Origin of the sequence: Streptomyces sp. NPDC026589 (genome assembly GCF_040638385.1) — a bacterium.
Lineage (GTDB): Bacteria > Actinomycetota > Actinomycetes > Streptomycetales > Streptomycetaceae > Streptomyces.
The window spans coordinates 142,872-160,068 of record NZ_JBEZYG010000007.1 but is presented as its reverse complement, the minus strand read 5'-3'; the positions used below and the strand labels follow the sequence as shown (position 1 = coordinate 160,068).

At 71.6% G+C, this 17,197-nt stretch carries 16 protein-coding genes; 14 read left to right on the top strand and 2 right to left on the bottom strand.

The genetic code is table 11. The features are described from left to right. The first annotated feature begins 186 nt into the window (after window positions 1-186). The 4 genes from AB0F29_RS14350 (at window position 187) to AB0F29_RS14335 (ending at window position 4,073) form a co-directional block, all read left to right on the top strand. Window positions 187-1,236 carry an iron-siderophore ABC transporter substrate-binding protein gene (locus AB0F29_RS14350; RefSeq protein WP_361871462.1) on the top strand — a complete coding sequence of 350 codons (1,050 nt, stop codon included), beginning with the start codon at window positions 187-189 and terminating at the stop codon, window positions 1,234-1,236. 83 nt (window positions 1,237-1,319) lie between these two features. Then, a complete protein-coding gene (locus tag AB0F29_RS14345; protein WP_215104695.1) occupies window positions 1,320-2,357 on the top strand; it encodes an iron chelate uptake ABC transporter family permease subunit in 1,038 nt (345 codons plus the stop codon). Further along, window positions 2,354-3,430, top strand: a complete 1,077-nt coding sequence (locus AB0F29_RS14340) for an iron chelate uptake ABC transporter family permease subunit (protein WP_361871459.1) — start codon at window positions 2,354-2,356, stop codon at window positions 3,428-3,430. Before AB0F29_RS14345 ends, AB0F29_RS14340 begins: the two co-directional genes overlap by 4 nt. A gap of 58 nt (window positions 3,431-3,488) precedes the next feature. Continuing rightward, a complete protein-coding gene (locus AB0F29_RS14335; protein WP_361871457.1) occupies window positions 3,489-4,073 on the top strand; it encodes a hypothetical protein in 585 nt (194 codons plus the stop codon). Between the two features lie 71 nt (window positions 4,074-4,144). Here the strand turns inward: AB0F29_RS14335 and AB0F29_RS14330 are convergent, their stop codons facing one another. Beyond that, window positions 4,145-4,810 (bottom strand): DedA family protein, encoded by a 666-nt coding sequence (locus tag AB0F29_RS14330; protein WP_361871455.1) that lies wholly within the window; start codon window positions 4,808-4,810, stop codon window positions 4,145-4,147. 14 nt (window positions 4,811-4,824) lie between these two features. Continuing rightward, entirely contained in the window at window positions 4,825-5,712 is an 888-nt protein-coding gene (locus AB0F29_RS14325) for a sugar isomerase (protein ID WP_361871453.1), read from the bottom strand. Between the two features lie 229 nt (window positions 5,713-5,941). Between AB0F29_RS14325 and AB0F29_RS14320 the strand changes: the two genes are divergently transcribed. The 10 genes from AB0F29_RS14320 to argF all read left to right on the top strand — a co-directional run bounded on the left by AB0F29_RS14320 (window position 5,942) and on the right by argF (window position 17,171). Then, window positions 5,942-6,739 carry a DeoR/GlpR family DNA-binding transcription regulator gene (locus AB0F29_RS14320; protein ID WP_361871450.1) on the top strand — a complete coding sequence of 266 codons (798 nt, stop codon included), beginning with the start codon at window positions 5,942-5,944 and terminating at the stop codon, window positions 6,737-6,739. A 215-nt stretch (window positions 6,740-6,954) separates the two neighbouring features. Further along, window positions 6,955-7,359 carry a cell division protein SepF gene (locus tag AB0F29_RS14315; RefSeq protein WP_006128240.1) on the top strand — a complete coding sequence of 135 codons (405 nt, stop codon included), beginning with the start codon at window positions 6,955-6,957 and terminating at the stop codon, window positions 7,357-7,359. Between the two features lie 138 nt (window positions 7,360-7,497). Next, window positions 7,498-7,857: a nucleotide pyrophosphohydrolase gene (locus tag AB0F29_RS14310; protein ID WP_361871448.1), complete on the top strand. Its 360-nt coding sequence runs from the start codon at window positions 7,498-7,500 to the stop codon at window positions 7,855-7,857. A 124-nt stretch (window positions 7,858-7,981) separates the two neighbouring features. After that, window positions 7,982-8,482, top strand: coding sequence for a DUF6099 family protein (locus AB0F29_RS14305; RefSeq protein ID WP_361871446.1), 501 nt, complete (start codon window positions 7,982-7,984; stop codon window positions 8,480-8,482). A gap of 156 nt (window positions 8,483-8,638) precedes the next feature. Beyond that, window positions 8,639-9,562 (top strand): LLM class F420-dependent oxidoreductase, encoded by a 924-nt coding sequence (locus AB0F29_RS14300; RefSeq protein WP_361871443.1) that lies wholly within the window; start codon window positions 8,639-8,641, stop codon window positions 9,560-9,562. A 53-nt stretch (window positions 9,563-9,615) separates the two neighbouring features. Beyond that, window positions 9,616-10,545 carry a homocysteine S-methyltransferase gene (gene mmuM / locus AB0F29_RS14295; protein WP_361871441.1) on the top strand — a complete coding sequence of 310 codons (930 nt, stop codon included), beginning with the start codon at window positions 9,616-9,618 and terminating at the stop codon, window positions 10,543-10,545. Between the two features lie 93 nt (window positions 10,546-10,638). Continuing rightward, complete coding sequence (locus AB0F29_RS14290) at window positions 10,639-12,171, top strand: 3' terminal RNA ribose 2'-O-methyltransferase Hen1 (RefSeq protein ID WP_361871438.1); 1,533 nt, start codon at window positions 10,639-10,641, stop codon at window positions 12,169-12,171. Next, the gene (locus AB0F29_RS14285) at window positions 12,168-14,753 is read left to right on the top strand and encodes a polynucleotide kinase-phosphatase (RefSeq protein ID WP_361871435.1); all 2,586 of its coding nucleotides are present in this window, start codon (window positions 12,168-12,170) and stop codon (window positions 14,751-14,753) included. Before AB0F29_RS14290 ends, AB0F29_RS14285 begins: the two co-directional genes overlap by 4 nt. Window positions 14,754-14,816: 63 nt before the next feature. After that, window positions 14,817-16,052, top strand: coding sequence for an arginine deiminase (locus tag AB0F29_RS14280; protein ID WP_361871433.1), 1,236 nt, complete (start codon window positions 14,817-14,819; stop codon window positions 16,050-16,052). 114 nt (window positions 16,053-16,166) lie between these two features. Next, complete coding sequence (gene argF, locus AB0F29_RS14275; RefSeq protein WP_361871431.1) at window positions 16,167-17,171, top strand: ornithine carbamoyltransferase; 1,005 nt, start codon at window positions 16,167-16,169, stop codon at window positions 17,169-17,171. The last annotated feature ends 26 nt before the right edge of the window (window positions 17,172-17,197 follow it).

The window sequence follows — 17,197 nt, the reverse complement described above, 5'->3', positions numbered from 1 at the left end:
AGCAACAGCCTTGTCCCCGGGGCCAGTCCACGGATCCGCCCTGCCTCGGGGCATCGTGCCGAGGAGGGGTGTGAGGCCCGACGCCTCCCTGTGCCCGGCGGCGCGGGAGGGGGCCGGTTGAGGCGTCGACCTCTCTGGCTTAGGCTTGCCTAACCTTCACTCGCTCGGCCAACCTGAGGACCCTCCATGCTCGGCTTCACCCGCGTGCGCCGCCACACTCTCGCCGCGACGGCCACCACCGTCGCCCTCGCCGTCGCCCTGGTCGGCTGCTCCTCGGACGGCGACGGCGACAAGGACGGGGCGAAGGACTCGGCGAAGGGCGGCGGCGCCTTCCCCGTCTCGATCAAGAGCTCGCTCGGGACCGCGAAGATCGAGGAGAAGCCCGAGCGCATCGTCACCCTCGGCCAGGGCTCCGCCGAGACCGCGATAGCCCTCGGCCAGACCCCGGTCGGCATCGAGAGCTACCCCTGGGGCAGCGACAAGAGCGGCTACCTCCCCTGGATCAACGAGGCCGTCAAGAAGTCCGGCGACAAGCTGCCCAAGCAGTTCACGGGCGGTGAGGAGATCGACTTCGAGGCGATCACCGAGCTGGAGCCGGACGTCATCCTCGCCCCCTGGTCGGGCATCACGCAGAAGCAGTACGACGTCCTCAAGGACATCGCCCCCACGGTCGCCTACCCCGACCAGGCGTGGAGCACCGACTGGGACCAGCAGATCGACATCATCGGCAAGGCGCTCGGCCGGACCGAGGACACGAACGGTCTCAAGACGAAGATCGAGAAGCAGCTCGCCGACGCCGCGGCCACCCGGCCGAACTACAAGGACGTCACCTTCTCCTACATCTACAACTCCGGCCCCGGCACCCTCGGCGTCTTCAAGCCCGAGGAGCAGCGCGTCAAGATGGTCACCTCGCTCGGCCTGAAGGTCGACCCGGTCGTCAACGGCTTCAAGGAGACCCCCGGCACCGACTCGGCCCTCATCGGCCTGGAGAACGCCGAGAAGCTCAAGGCCAGCGACCTCGTCTTCACGTTCTACACGGACGAGAAGAACCGCAAGGAGATCGAGGGCCAGAAGCTCTACGGCGCGATCCCCGCGATCAAGAAGGGCGCCGTCGTCGCGAGCGACGACAACTCCTTCGTCACCGCATCCTCGATCATCAATCCGCTGACCGTGCCCTGGACGATCGAGCGCTACCTGCCGATCATCGACAAGGCCGTCAAGACCGCCGGCAAGTAATCCCGGACCGGCATCCGGACCGCCGAGCCCACGAGGCGGACCGGTATCCGAACCGCCGAGCCCACAAGGCACACTCCACTCCCATGGCAACCACCACGGTCGCACCGCCGAGCGGCGCCGGTACCTCCCGTACCGGTGCCGCTCGGCTGGCGTTCCTCCTGCTCCTCGGCCTGGCCGCGCTGGCCCTAGCGCTCTGCGCGAGCGTCATGTTCGGCAGTCGCAGCACCTCGCTCGGTGATGTCGTCGACGTCCTCGGAGGCACCGCCGACCCCAACATCACCGTCATCATCGAGAGCCGCTACCCGCGCACCGTCCTCGGCGTCCTCGCCGGACTCTGCCTCGCGGTCGCGGGCACCCTCATGCAGGGCGTCTCGCGCAATCCCCTGGCCGAACCGGGCCTCCTCGGCATCAACGCCGGCGCGTCCGCGAGCATCGTCGCCGCGACCGCCTGGCTCGGGGCCTCCGGCGCCACCGACACCATGTGGTGGGCGCTGCCCGGAGCGCTGGTCGCCGGCGTCCTCGTCCATGTCATCGGCTCCGCCGGTACGGGGACGAGCGTGGTGCGCCTGGTGCTCGCCGGAGCCGTGCTCACCGCCGTGCTGATGGCGTTCATCCAGGCGGTGACCCTCAGCAAACCGCAGGTCTTCGACAGCTACCGCTACTGGGTCGTGGGAGCGCTCGGCGGCAGGGACTTCGACGTCTTCTGGTCCGTCCTGCCCTTCGCCGCCGTCGGTTTCCTGCTCGCCCTCGCCCTCGGCCCCGGCCTCAACGCCCTGGCCCTGGGCGACGCCACCGCCGTCGCGCTCGGCTCGCACCCCGGGCGCACCCGGGGTGGCGGACTGCTCGCGGCGACGCTGCTCAGCGCCGCCGCGACCGCGGCCGTCGGCCCGATCGCCTTCGTGGGCCTTGCCGTCCCGCACGTCGTACGGGCCCTGGTCGGCGTGGACTTCCGCGCCCAGATCCTCTTCTCCGCCCTGCTCGGACCCACCCTCCTGCTCCTCGCGGACGTGGTGGGCCGGGTCGTCATGCGCCCCACCGAACTCATGGTCGGGGTCGTCACCGCCTTCATCGGCGCACCCGCGCTGCTCATCGCCGTACGCAGGATGCGGGGCACCTCATGACCGTCACCGAACAGACCGCCCCCGCACGCAAGGCTCCCCGGGCCCCCCGTGGCTATCTGGTCGTCGGCCGCACCGTGGCGATACCCATGCGCCGGGCCTCCGTGCTCGCGGGCGCAGGGCTCTTCGTCCTCCTCCTCGCGGCCGCCGTCACGACACTGGCCTGGGGGCGCCTCGGCATCGACCTCGCCGACCTGCCCGCCGCGCTCGCCGGCGACGCCGAGGGCAAGGACCGGTTCGTCTTCAACCGGCTGCGCGGCCCCCGTCTTACCGTCGCCATCGGGGTCGGCGCGGCGCTCGGCCTCTCCGGCGCCCTGTTCCAGTCCGTCACCCGCAACCCGCTCGGCAGCCCGGACGTCATCGGGCTCTCCGCCGGGGCCGGCGCGGGCGCCGCGATCTGCGCCCTGATGTTCCCCGACACGGTCCCGGTCGCCATCGGGGCGCTGCTCGGCGCGGTCCTCGCGATGGCCCTCGTGTACGTCTCCACCGGCACCGGCTTCCGCAACCCCGCCCGGCTCGTCATCGCCGGGATCGGCGTCGCCGCGATGGGCGCGGCCGTCACCCAGTACGTCGTCTACGCCCTGGAACGCGACAAGGCCTCCGTCCTCACCGCCTACGTCAACGGCAGCCTGACCGCTCGCTCCTGGACCGACGCCACCACCATCTGGCTGGTCCTGCTCGCCGTGGCCCCGCTGACCGCGCTGATCTCCCGGCGGCTCGACATCGGCGAGATGGGCGACGACATCGCCGAGGGACTCGGCTCCGAGCCGAAGAAGGCCAAGACCCTCGCCGTGGTCCTGGCCATCGCCCTCTCGGCCGCCGCGGTCAGCGTCTCGGGACCCATCGCCTTCATCGCCCTGACCGCGCCCCAGATCGCCAGACGCCTCACCCGCGGCTCCGGCCCGCACCTGCTGCTCTCCGCCCTCACTGGCGGCCTGCTGCTGGTGCTCGCGGACCTCTGCTCCCAGCAGCTGGCGCTCTTCGACGACCTGCCGGTCGGGATCTACACGATGGCGATCGGCGGCGCGTACCTCGGCTATCTGCTGGTACGGGAATGGCGCAAGGGCGTGCTCTGAGCGGTGCCGGGGCGGTGACGACTGGTCACGTACAGGTTCGTCGACCATACTGCCCGCCGTGGAGCAGAGCATAGATTCGAACAAGAAGCCCGAGTTCGCCGCAGGCACCGACCCGGCGTTCATCCCCTTGCCCGGACTGGCGGCGCCCGTCGCCACCCGGAAGCCCGAACCGGAATCGGAGGCCGGTCCGGAGGACGCTGCTCCGGAGTCGGAACCCAAGTCGGAGTCGGGGACGGAGACGGACCGCGACGACGAGGTGGCCGCGGACGCCGTCGGCACCGACACCGACCAGGAACCGGAATCGGCGGCGGGCGACGCCGCGACGGAGGACAAGGCCGAGAAGGAGGGCGACGCCGTCGATGACGGCCCCGTCTTCGAGGTCAGCGACCGGCGCGGTTCGATCCGGGTGGCCCGGGAAGGCGTCCGCTTCACGCTGGACGACCAAGAGGCCGAGTTCCACTGGGACGAGATCGGCGCGGTGGAGACCACCCCGGCGCGCTTCGGCCGCCGGTTCACGGTGACCGTCCACCTGTCGAGCCGCCGCTGGTTCAACGCCGAGGTCGAGGCGGCGAGCCGCGCCGAGCTCAAGGGCTGGCCGGCCGAGCTGGACACCGTCCTGGACGCCTACTTCGAGGAGTCCTGAGCCGTCTCCTGTGAGACACCCCGCCGGGGTGTCTCACGGGTCGGCGTGCCTTGCCGTGCCCGGTCGCGTCCTCAGGGCCGCTCGCGGTTGCGGCCCCGGACGCGCATCGCGACGTAACCGACCAGGGCCACCGCGGCCAGCGCCAGCACGATCTTGGTCACGACGCCGACGTACGCCCCGACCACGTCCCACTGGTCGCCGAGCCAGTATCCGGCCATCACGAGCACGGTGTTCCACACCAGGCTGCCCACCGTCGTCAACCCGACGAACACCGGCAGCGGCATGCGTTCCACGCCCGCGGGCACCGAGATCAGACTCCGGAACACCGGCACCATGCGGCCCAGCAGCACCGCCTTGGTGCCGTGCCGGGCGAACCACTCCTCCGTCCGCACCAGGTCCGAGGCCTTGACCAGGGGGAGCTTCGCCCACCAGGCGTGCATCCGCTCCCGGCCGAACACCGCTCCGATCCCGTACAGGACCACCGCGCCGACGACCGAGCCGAGCGTTGTCCAGAACAGGGCCGAGGCGATGCTGAGCACCCCCTGCGAGGCGGCGAACCCGGTCAGCGGCAAGATCACCTCGCTGGGCAGCGGCGGGAAAAGGTTCTCCAGCGCGATGGCCGCACCCGCGCCGGGACCGCCGAAGGTCTCGACCAGCCCGGTGGCCCAGCCGACGACGCCCCCCTGCGGATCCGGGGCGGCGAGCAGTTCCCGGGCGGCTGACAGGGTCAGATGCATGTGTCCATGGTCTCTCAGGCCCCGTCGAGCACCACCGAACGGCTCAGGTGGCGCGGCAGGTCCGGGTCGAGCCCCCGCGCGGCCGCACGGGCGAGGGCGAGACGCTGTACGCGTACGAGATCGGCCAGCGGGTCGAGGGCGCCGTCCACCCACTGGGCGCCCGTCGCGCGCACCTGCTCGGGCAGCCCCTCGGGGGCCTCGCCGAACATCCAGGTCGCGGTGGACGTGGTGGAGATGCTGATGGGGCCGTGGCGGTACTCCATCGCGGGATAGGACTCCGTCCAGGACAGCGAGGCCTCCTTCATCTTCAGCGCCGCCTCGTGGGCCAGCCCGACCGTCCACCCCCGGCCGAGGAAGGAGAACTGGGTGCTCTCCAGCAGCCCGTCGGGCAGCGGCGCGGCGAGCGCGGCCTCCGCGTCCGCGACCACGGCCTCGGAGTGCAGGCCGAGGTGGGCCCGCAGCAGGGTGAGGGCGGTCGTGGCGAAGCGCGTCTGGACGACGGACCGTTCGTCGGCGAAGTCCAGGACGACGAGATCGTCGGCCGCCGCCCTGACCGGGGTCCTGGGATCCGCCGTGACGGCCACCGTGCGGGTGGTCCCGCGCAGCCGGTTCAGCAGTTCCAGCACCTCGGTCGTGGTCCCCGAGCGGGTCAGCGCGACGACACGGTCGTAGCCGCGCCCGAAGGGGAACTCGGAGGCGGCGAAGGCGTCCGACTCGCCCTGGCCGGAGCCCTCGCGGAGCCCGGCGTAGGCCTGCGCCATATAGAAGGAGGTACCGCAGCCGACGACCGCGATCCGCTCGCCCGCGACGGGCAGGGCGGCGGTCTCGGGGCCGTCCGCCAGGGCGGCGGCGCGCCGCCAGCAGGCGGGCTGACTGGCTGTCTCGGTCTCGGCATACGACACGTCTGCACTCCACGGGAACGAGGTGGACCACGGGAACGGGGCTGAGCGGGGCCGACCAGCCCGAATGTAGAATTCTGCACGTTACATGCAGTTATCGAGCAAAAACAAGCAAGCCGCAGGTGGGTGACGGGCTCCCGGGAGGCCCTGTGCGACGCTTGCGACGGTCCGGCCCCCGGCGACCGCGTTCCCGCGAAACGCGGTGCCCGCGCCGGACGGTGAGGAGACGCTCTTGTCCAGGGACGCCCGGTGGGACGCGCTGCTGGAACTGGTCGGCAAGCACGGCAGGGTGGACGTCGAGGAGGCGGCGACGGCGCTCGACGTCTCGGCCGCCACCATCCGCCGCGACCTGGACCAGCTGGCCGAACAGCACCTGCTCACCCGCACCAGGGGCGGCGCGGTCGCGCACGGGGTCTCCTACGAACTGGCGCTCCGCTACAAGACGGGCCGCCACGCGCCGGAGAAGCAGGCCATCGGCCGCGCCGTGTCCGGCCTGGTCGCCGTCGGGGAGGTCGTCGGCCTGACCGGGGGGACGACCGTGACCGAAGTGGCCAGGGCGCTGGCGGTGCGTCCGGACATCGTGGGCGAGACGGCGACGGCGGGTGGGCAGCCGACGCTGACCGTGGTGACCAACGCCCTCAACATCGCGAGCGAGCTGGCGATCCGGCCGCAGATCAAGATGGTCGTGACGGGCGGGGTCGCGAGGCCCCAGTCGTACGAGCTGACGGGCCCGCTCGCCGTCGGAGTGATGAACGAGATCACCCTGGACGTCGCCGTCCTCGGGGTCAACGCCATCGACATCGAACGCGGTGCGTACGTCCACCACGAGGGCGAGGCAAGCGTCAACCGGCTGCTCGCGGAGCGGGCCCAGCGCGTGGTGGTGGCGGCCGACTCGTCGAAGATCGGCAAGCGGGCGTTCGCCCGGGTCTGCGACCTCGGACTGGTCGACGTCCTGGTCACCGACTCCCGTATCGGCGCGGAGGCGAAGGACCGGTTCGGCGAGGCCGGGGTCCAGGTCGTCACGGTCTGATCGGCGCGGTCCGGCTGGATCTGTATACGGTGCGGCTCGCCGCGCCCGAGGGCGCGGGGCGTCATGAACGGGTGCCCGTCGGGTACCGGAAGCGACACGGACGGAGACTTCGCCGTGTCGCTGGTACGCCGAACGGGTGAGGGACGAGAGGATTGCCCGATGAACAGTGAGTGCAGCCGGCGGGAACCCGACCGGCTCGACGACGGGGTGGCCCTGTGAGCAGGTACGACAGGTATGACAGATATGACGCCACCGACGAACAGTGGGAAGGGCTCGCGCAGGTCGTACCGCTGCGCGGCCGCGACGAGTGGCCGTCCCGCATCGACCACCGCACCGTCCCGGACGAGCGGGCGGCCGAACAGCGGCGCCTCGTGGTGCTGCGGGTGCAGGTCTTCGCGGACGCTCGCGAGGTCGCCGAGTACCTGGTGGCCCAGGTCCCGGTGCTGCTCGACCTGACGGCGGCCGAAACGGACGTGGCGAAGCGGATTCTCGACTTCAGCAGCGGTGTGGTCTTCGGCCTCGGCAGCGGCATGCACCGCGTCGACCGCAATGTCTTCCTGCTCGCGCCGGTCGGCATGGAGGTCGAGGGGGTCACGCCCGCGGGTCTCGCCCAGTCATAGGAAGCGGCAGTCGGGGCGGCAGCCGGACCGGACCGCCGCCCCCGGCCACGCCGCTCCCGCTTCCCTGGCCGCCCGGCCTCTCGTGCGGGGTGGGAGCGCGGGGAGCCACTGTCGGTGGCCGGTGATAGACCTGAGGCCGTGACAGACATCGATGTGGCAGAACTCCAGCGACGGCTGGCCGCGTTCGCGGCGGCGCGCGACTGGGAGCAGTACCACACCCCGAAGAACCTGGCGGCCGCGCTCAGCGTCGAGGCCTCCGAACTGCTGGAGATCTTCCAGTGGCTGACGCCCGAGCAGTCGGCGGGGGTCATGGAGAATCCCGGATCGGCCCACCGGGTCGCCGACGAGGTGGCGGATGTGCTCGCCTATCTCCTGCAGTTCTGCACGGTGTTGGGCGTCGATCCGACGGCCGCGCTGGTCGCCAAGTTGGAGCGGAACGAGAAGCGCTTCCCCCTGCCGAGCGCTCCGGAACCCCTCGATCGTCACTCTTCGGAGTGAGCGAGATATCCACAGTCGACTTCCTGTCCACAGATTTCCGATTTCCTCTGGCCTTACGGTGCTGTCTACCTCACTGTGGGTAATGAATGAGGTGAGCGGGTTTTCGTACGGACGGGGGAGAGACATGGAAGCGGAGCGAGTCATCGAGGCGGGGCGGCGGGCTCTGGCGGGCAGCCGGGGCGCGCTGGATGTCATGGCGGAGGCCTGGCAGGCACAGGCGCTCGCCCGGGCGGTCGGCAGTCGGCTGGCGCTGTACGGCCCGGTGGAGTTACGGAGCGAGGCGCGGGCGCTGGGGGAGATCGGCGCCGGATGCTCGGTGCTGGATCACCCGACGGTGCTCTCCGGCGGTGCCAGGGCGGCCCAGTTGTCCGGGATCGCCGATGTGCGGCGGTCCCTGGCCGGGCTCGCGCTGTTGCTCAGTGAGGCCGGGATCGCCCTGGTCGGGGTGGCCTGCGACACGGGCGAGGACGGTCTGTACTGGCAGTGCATCGAGGCCATGGACGCCGCCGACGAATCACTGGAGCGCGTGCACGGGATGCTGAGGCGGCTGGCGGAGCGGGAGAGGGAGCGCGACGGCCCCTACGGCGGCATACGCGGCCCTGCGGCATCGGCGGCAGGGCCCTGAGGGGGAGGGGGACGGAGCGCCGGGAGGGGACGCCGACGCCGAGGCCCGAAGGGAGACGACGGTCCGAGGGGAGGCAGGGGAGGCAGGGGGAGATGTGGGGGAGGTCCGGCCTGGCTGGTGGGCGGGACCGGGCGCCGGAGAGGCAGGATGGAGGGCATGGATCTTCGCATCTTCACCGAGCCCCAGCAAGGGGCCGACTACGACACCTTGCTCACCGTCGCCAAGGCCGCCGAGGACCTGGGCTTCGACGCCTTCTACCGCTCCGACCACTATCTCCGCATGGGCTCCGGCGACGGTCTGCCCGGACCGACGGACGCCTGGATCACCCTGGCCGGGCTGGCGCGCGAGACCCGGCGGATCAGGCTCGGCACGCTGATGACCGCCGGCACGTTCCGGCTGCCGGGAGTGCTGGCCATCCAGGTCGCCCAGGTCGACCAGATGTCCGGCGGCCGGGTCGAGCTGGGCCTGGGCGCAGGTTGGTTCGAGGAGGAGCACAAGGCCTACGGCATTCCGTTCCCGAAGGAGAAGTTCGGCCGCCTGGAGGAGCAGCTCGCGATCATCACGGGCCTGTGGGCGACGGAGGCCGGCGAGACCTTCAGCTACGACGGCACCTACTACCAACTCACTGATTCGCCCGCGCTGCCGAAGCCGGCCCAGGCCAAGGTGCCCGTGCTGATCGGCGGCCACGGTGCGACGCGCACCCCTCGGCTCGCCGCGCAGTACGCCGACGAGTTCAACATCCCGTTCGCCTCGCTGGAGGACAGCGAGAAGCAGTTCGGCCGGGTCCGGGCCGCCGCGCAGGCGCACGGGCGCTCTCCGGACGACCTCGTGTACTCCAACGCGCTGATCGTCTGCACGGGCAAGGACGACGCCGAGGTCGCCCGACGCGCGGCGGCCATCGGCCGGGACGTGGAGGAGCTCAAGGCGAACGGGCTGGCGGGATCGCCCGCCGAGGTGGTCGACAAGATCGGCAGCTTCGAGGCGATCGGCTCGTCGAGGATCTACCTCCAGGTCCTCGATCTGGGGGACCTGGACCATCTGGAACTGATCTCCTCGCAGATCCAGTCCCAGCTGACCTGACCTGACCTGACCTGACCTGACCTGACCTGACCTGACCTGAGGAGGAGGTGGCTGTGCGTACCGTGCGCACGCTCGCCGACGCGCTGGCGGCCGGGCCGGTCCTGCTGGACGGCGGGCTCTCCAGCCAACTGGAGGCGCAGGGCTGCGATCTGTCCGACGCGCTGTGGTCGGCCCGGTTGCTGGCCGACGCGCCGGAACAGATCGAGGCCGCTCACCTCGCCTACCTCCGGGCGGGCGCGCGCGTGCTCATCACGGCCAGCTATCAGGCCACCTTCGAAGGGTTCGGGCGGTGCGGGATCGACCGGGCCGGAACCGAGGCCCTGCTCGCCCGCAGCGTGGAGCTGGCCCGGGGCGCCGCCGACGCGGCGCGCCGGGCCGCCCCCGGGCGGGAGACCTGGGTCGCCGCATCGGTCGGACCCTACGGGGCGATGCTCGCGGACGGCAGCGAGTACCGGGGCCGCTACGGGCTGAGCGTCCGGGAGCTGGAGCGTTTCCACCGCCCCCGGGTGGCGGCGCTGGCCGCTGCCGGGCCCGACGCCCTGGCGCTGGAGACGGTGCCGGACCTGGACGAGGCCGAGGCCCTGGTCCGGGTGGCCGAGGAGACCGGGCTGCCGTACTGGCTCTCGTACAGCGTGGCGGGCGGCCGGACCAGGGCCGGTCAGCCGCTGGAGGAGGCGTTCGCGGTGGCGGCGGGGCGGGACTCCGTCCTCGCGGTCGGGGTCAACTGCTGCGATCCGCAGGAGGCACAGGGGGCGGTGGAACAGGCGGTGGCGGTCACGGGCAGGCCCGCCGTGGTCTACCCGAACAGCGGGGAGGGTTGGGACGCCGGAGCGCGGGGATGGACCGGGCGCGGCACCTTCGACCCGGGGCGGGTGCGGGCCTGGACACGGGCCGGGGCCGGACTCGTCGGAGGCTGCTGCCGGGTGGGACCGGACCTCATCACGGAGCTGGAAGGGCGCCTGGAGAGTCAAGGCCCGCCGTAGCGGGCGCTTCTGGGACCGTCCCGGAGATCGCTGCGTTGCGGAAGGAGTGAAAATGCCTGGTGGGGGCAGGGGGCGACGACCATACTCGGACAGGTGTTCCTGACAATCGGTACGACCGGCACCCACGAGCGTCCCGCCACGGACCTGGGCTTTCTGCTGCACAAGCATCCCGACAAGGCGCAGGCGTTCTCCACCTCGCACGGCTCCGCACACGTCTTCTACCCCGAGGCGTCCGCCGAGCGCTGCACGGCCGCGCTCCTGCTGGAGGTGGATCCGGTGGCGCTGGTGCGGCGCGGCAAGGGCAAGGGCCGGGGCGGCGCGCCCGACGCGGCGCTCGCGCAGTACGTCAACGACCGTCCCTACGCGGCGTCCTCGCTGTTGTCGGTCGCTCTCGCCGCCGTGTTCAAGTCCGCGCTCGGCGGCGTCTGCCGGGCCATGCCCGAGCGGGCCGGGAGCCCGCTGCCGCTGCGGATCGAGGTGCCGGCCCTGCCCGCCAGGGGCGGCGCCGAGCTGGTGCACAAGCTGTTCGCGCCGCTCGGCTGGTCGCGGGTCGACGTCACGGCCGTACCGCTGGACGAGGAGTTCCCCGCGTGGGGCGACTCCCGCTACGTACGCCTGGTGCTGGAGGGCGAGTTGCGGCTCGCGGACGCGCTGCGCCAGCTCTATGTCCTGCTCCCGGTGCTCGACGACGCCAAGCACTACTGGGTCGCGCCCGACGAGGTGGACAAGCTGCTGCGCGCGGGGGAGGGCTGGCTGGCCGACCACCCCGAGCGGCCGCTGATCACGCGGCGCTATCTCTCCCACCGCTGGGGGCTGACGCGCCAGGCCGACCAGGCCCTGGAGCTGGTCCGGCTCGCCGAGTCGGACGACCTCGACGTCGACAGCGTCGACAACGCGGTGGACGAGAGCACCGACACCGAGGAGAAGCCGGTCCCGCTCGCCGAACAGCGGCGCACCGCGATCCTCGACGCGCTGCGCGCCGCCGGGGCGAGCCGGGTACTCGACCTCGGCTGCGGCCAGGGCCAGTTGGTGCAGGCGCTCCTCAAGGACGTGCGTTTCACCGAGATCGTGGGCGTCGACGTCTCGATGCGCGCCCTCACCATCGCCTCGCGGCGGCTGAAGCTGGACCGGATGGGAGAGCGCCGGGCGGACCGGGTCACCCTGCGGCAGGGTTCGCTCACCTACACCGACAAGCGGCTCGTGGGATACGACGCCGCCGTGCTCAGTGAAGTGATCGAGCACCTGGACCTGGACCGGCTGCCCGCCCTGGAGTACGCGGTGTTCGGCGCGGCGCGACCGGCGACGGCGCTCGTGACCACGCCGAACGTCGAGTACAACGTCCGCTGGGAGACCCTCCCGGCCGGGCACGTCCGGCACGGGGACCACCGTTTCGAGTGGACCCGGGCCGAATTCCGGGACTGGGCCGGGAAGGTCGCCGAGCGGCACGGATACACCGTCCGGTACGTACCGGTCGGGCCGGACGACCCCGAGGTGGGGCCGCCGACCCAGCTGGCCGTGTTCACCCGGACCACGGAAACCACCGGCAGCCGCGACAGGAACACCGAGAAGAAGACCGAGAAGAACACCGACGAGAACACCGGCAAGAAGGAGGCGGAAGCCGCATGAACAGCGACCACAGCACCACCGGCGCGGAAACCGCCACGACCGCCACCGCCGCGCGCGCCCTGCCGGTGACCGACCTCTCCCTCGTCGTGCTCATCGGCGCCAGCGGATCGGGCAAGTCCACCTTCGCCCATAAGCACTTCAAACCGACCGAGATCGTCTCCTCGGACTTCTGCCGGGGGCTGGTCGCCGACGACGAGAACGACCAGAGCGCCAGCCGCGACGCCTTCGACGTGCTGCACTACATCGCCGGCAAGCGCCTGGAGGCCGGGCGGCTCACGGTGATCGACGCCACCAGCGTCCAGTCCGAGAGCCGCAAGCAGCTCGTCCAGCTGGCCCGGAAGCACGACGTCCTGCCCATCGCCATCGTCCTCGACCTCCCCGAAGAGGTCTGCGCCGCCCGCAACGCGGCCCGCCCGGACCGCGCCTCCATGCCGCGCCATGTCATCCAGCGGCACCGCCGCGAGCTGCGGCGTTCCCTGCGCGGCCTGGAGCGCGAGGGCTTCCGCAAGGTGCACGTCCTGCGCACCGAGGAGGAGGCCGAGCGCGCCGAAGTGGTCCTGGAGCGCCGCTACAACGACCTGCGCCACCTCACCGGCCCGTTCGACATCATCGGGGACATCCACGGCTGCCGGTCCGAGCTGGACACCCTGCTCGGCAGACTCGGTTACGTGGACGGCGCCCACCCCGAAGGACGTACGGCCGTCTTCGTCGGCGACCTCGTCGACCGGGGCCCCGACAGCCCCGGGGTGCTGCGCCGCGTCATGTCCATGGTGTCGGCGGGCACCGCCCTGTGCGTCCCCGGCAACCACGAGAACAAGCTCGGCCGCTACCTCGCGGGCCGCAAGGTCCAGCTCACCCACGGGCTCGCCGAGACCGTCGAGCAGCTGGAGCGCGAGGACGCCGAACACCCCGATTTCCGGGGCCAGGTGCGGAAGTTCATCGACGGGCTGGTCAGCCACTACGTCCTGGACGACGGCAAGCTGGTGGTCTGCCACGCGGGGCTGCCCGAGAAGTACCACGGCCGCACCTCAGGCCGGGTCCGCTCGCACGCTCTGTACGGGGACACGACGGGGGAGACCGACGAGTTCGGCCTGCCCGTGCGCTACCCGTGGGCCGAGGAGTACCGGGGCCGCGCCACCGTGGTCTACGGGCACACCCCGGTGCCCACCACCTCCTGGATCAACAACACCATCTGCCTGGACACCGGGGCCGTCTTCGGCGGGAAGATGACCGCGCTGCGCTGGCCGGAGCGTGAACTGGTCGACGTACCCGCCGAGAAGGTCTGGTACGAGCCCGTCAAACCGCTGACCACCGAGGCGCCCGGGGGCCGGGAGGGCCGCCCGCTGGACATCGCCGACGTCCAGGGCCGCAGGGTCGTGGAGACCCGGCACCTGGGCCGCGTCGCCGTGCGCGAGGAGAATGCCGCCGCCGCGCTTGAGGTGATGAGCCGCTTCGCCGTCGACCCGCAGCTCCTCGCCTACCTCCCGCCCACCATGGCGCCCACCGCCACCTCCCGCGAGGACGGTTTCCTGGAGCACCCGGCCGAGGCCTTCGCGCAGTACGCCGGCGACGGCGTCGAGCGGGTCGTGTGCGAGGAGAAGCACATGGGCTCCCGGGCCGTCGCCCTGGTCTGCAAGGACGCCGGGGCCGCCACCGCGCGTTTCGGCACGGCGGGCCCCACCGGCGCGCTGTACACCCGCACCGGGCGCCCGTTCCTGGACGACAGGGTGATGACCGAGGCGGTCCTGGACCGGCTCCGCACCGCCGTCACCGCCGCCGGGCTCTGGCAGGAGTGGGACACCGACTGGGTGCTCCTGGACGCCGAGCTGATGCCGTGGTCGCTCAAGGCCGGCGGGCTGCTGCGCTCGCAGTACGCCGCCGTCGGCGCCGCGTCCGGCGCGGTCTTCCCGTCGGCCGTCGCCGCTCTGGAGCAGGCGGTCGCCCGGGGCGTCGAGGTGGCGGGCCTCGCCGGGAACCAGCGTGCCCGCGCCAGGGACGCGGCCGCGTTCACCGAGGCCTACCGGCGCTACTGCTGGCCCACCGAGGGGCTGGACGGGGTGCGGATCGCGCCGTTCCAGATCCTCGCCGTCCAGGGCCGCTCGCTGGCCTCCGTACCGCACGACGAGCAGCTCGCCTGGCTGGACCGGCTCGTGGAGCACGACCCGACGGGGCTGCTCCAGGTCACCCGCCGGCTCCTCGTCGACACCGGGGACGAGGCCTCCGTCCGCGCGGGCGTGGACTGGTGGCTGGAGATGACCGGGCGGGGCGGCGAGGGCATGGTCGTCAAGCCGCTCGGCGCCCTCGTCCGGGACGCCAAGGGCCGACTCGTCCAGCCCGGCATCAAGGTGCGCGGCCGGGAGTATCTCCGCATCATCTACGGCCCCGAGTACACCCGTCCGGAGAATCTGGAGCGCCTGCGCTCCCGGTTCCTGGGCCACAAACGCTCGTTGGCGCTGCGGGAGTACGCGCTCGGCCTGGAGGCCCTGGACCGGCTGGCGGAGGGCGAGCCGCTGTGGCGGGTCCACGAGGCGGTGTTCGCCGTCCTGGCCCTGGAGTCGGAGCCGGTGGACCCCCGGCTCTGAGAGCCGTCCAACCCGTGGGCGATTCGCGGGGTGAACGGCGCTCCGCGCGGTGAGGATGAAGGCATGGGATTCCACGTCGACTCCGAAGCCGGGCGGCTGCGCCGCGTCATACTGCACCGCCCCGATCTGGAGCTGAAGCGGCTCACCCCCAGGAACAAGGACGCGCTCCTGTTCGACGACGTCCTGTGGGTGCGCCGCGCCCGGGAGGAGCACGACGGCTTCGCCGACGTGCTGCGCGACCGGGGGGTCGCCGTGCATCTCTTCGGCGACCTCCTGCGGGAGTCCCTCGACATCCCGGTCGCCCGGCAGCTCGTGCTCGACCGTGTCTTCGACGAGAAGGAGTACGGTCCGCTCGCCACCGAACCGCTGCGGGCCGCCTTCGAGGAACTGTCCTCGGACGAGCTGGCGGAGGCGCTGGTCGGCGGCATGACCAAGCGGGAGTTCCTGGAGCGGCACAGCGAGCCGACCTCCGTCCGCTTCCACGTGATGGACCTGGACGACTTCCTGCTCGGCCCGCTGCCGAACCACCTCTTCACCCGGGACACCTCGGCGTGGATCTACGACGGGGTCTCCATCAACGCGATGCGCTGGCCCGCCAGGCAGCGCGAGACCGTCCACTTCGAGGCGATCTACCGGCACCATCCCCTCTTCGCCGGCCCGGAGGCGGGGGTCTTCCACCACTGGTCGGAGGGTCAGGACGACTACCCCTCCACCATCGAGGGCGGTGACGTCCTGGTCATCGGGCAGGGCGCCGTCCTCATCGGGATGAGCGAGCGCACCACGCCGCAGGCCGTGGAGATGCTGGCCCGGGGCCTCTTCGACGCCGGCTCGGCGCGCACGATCGTGGCGCTCGACATGCCCAAGGCCCGGGCGTTCATGCACCTGGACACGGTGATGACGATGATCGACGGCGACACGTTCACCCAGTACGCCGGTCTCGGCATGCTCCGCTCGTACACCATCGAGCCCGGCAGCGGCCCCCGCGAGCTGAAGGTCACCGACCATCCGCCCCAGCACATGCACCGCGCCATCGCCGCCGCCCTCGGCCTCGATTCCCTCCGGGTGCTCACGGCCACCCAGGACGTGCACGCGGCCGAGCGCGAGCAGTGGGACGACGGGTGCAACGTGCTTGCGGTCGAGCCCGGGGTCGTCGTCGCGTACGAGCGCAACGCCACGACCAACACCTATCTGCGCAAGCAGGGCATCGAGGTGATCGAGATCCGGGGCAGCGAGCTGGGCCGGGGACGTGGCGGGCCGCGCTGCATGAGCTGTCCGGTCGAGCGGGACCCCGTCGCCTGAGAAGCGTGCGGACCGCGAGCCCTGGTCCTGTATAGGGATGCGGGTAATCGTATAGACTTCCAGTTCTGCCCGTGCGCAGTGCTGCCGATCCCGTCCGACCCAGGAGCAGTCATCATGGCCATAGACCTCACCGGCCGCCACTTCCTCAAGGAGCTGGACTTCACCTCCGAGGAGTTCCTCGGCCTGGTCTCCCTGGCCGCCGAGCTCAAGGCGGCCAAGAAGGCCGGGGCCGAGGTCCAGCGGCTGCGCGGGAAGAACATCGCGCTGATCTTCGAGAAGACGTCGACCCGTACGCGCTGCGCGTTCGAGGTCGCCGCAGCCGACCAGGGCGCCTCCACCACCTACCTCGACCCGTCGGGCTCCCAGATGGGCCACAAGGAGTCCGTCAGGGACACCGCCCGGGTGCTCGGCCGGATGTTCGACGGGATCGAGTACCGGGGCGACAGCCAGCAGGCCGTCGAGGAGCTGGCCGCTTACGGCGGGGTGCCGGTCTTCAACGGGCTCACGGACGACTGGCACCCCACCCAGATGCTCGCCGACGTGCTCACCATGGCCGAGCTCCGCGAGGGACCCGTCGCGGGGACGGCCTTCGCCTACCTCGGCGACGCCCGCTTCAACATGGGCAACTCCTACCTGATCACCGGAGCCCTGCTCGGCCTGGACGTCAGGATCGTCGCCCCCGAGGCGTACTGGCCGGCCGAGGCCGTCGTGGCGCGGGCCCGGGAGCTCGCCGAGGTCAGCGGCGCGACGATCACCCTCACCGGCGATGTCGCCGAGGGTGTCCGGGGCGCCGACTTCGTCGCCACCGACGTCTGGGTCTCCATGGGGGAGCCCAAGGAGGTGTGGGCCGAGCGCATCGCCGCCCTCGGTCCCTACGCCGTGACGATGGACGTCCTGCGGGCCACCGGCAACCCGGACGTGAAGTTCCTGCACTGCCTGCCCGCCTTCCACGACCTCGGCACCCAGGTCGGCCGGGACATCCACGCCCGGTACGGGCTGACCGAGCTGGAGGTCAGCGACGAGGTCTTCGAGTCCGCCCACTCGGTCGTCTTCGACCAGGCGGAGAACCGGATGCACACGATCAAGGCCGTGCTGGTGGCGACGCTCGCGGGGAAGTAGCCCCGCCGGTACGGGGGGACTGGGGC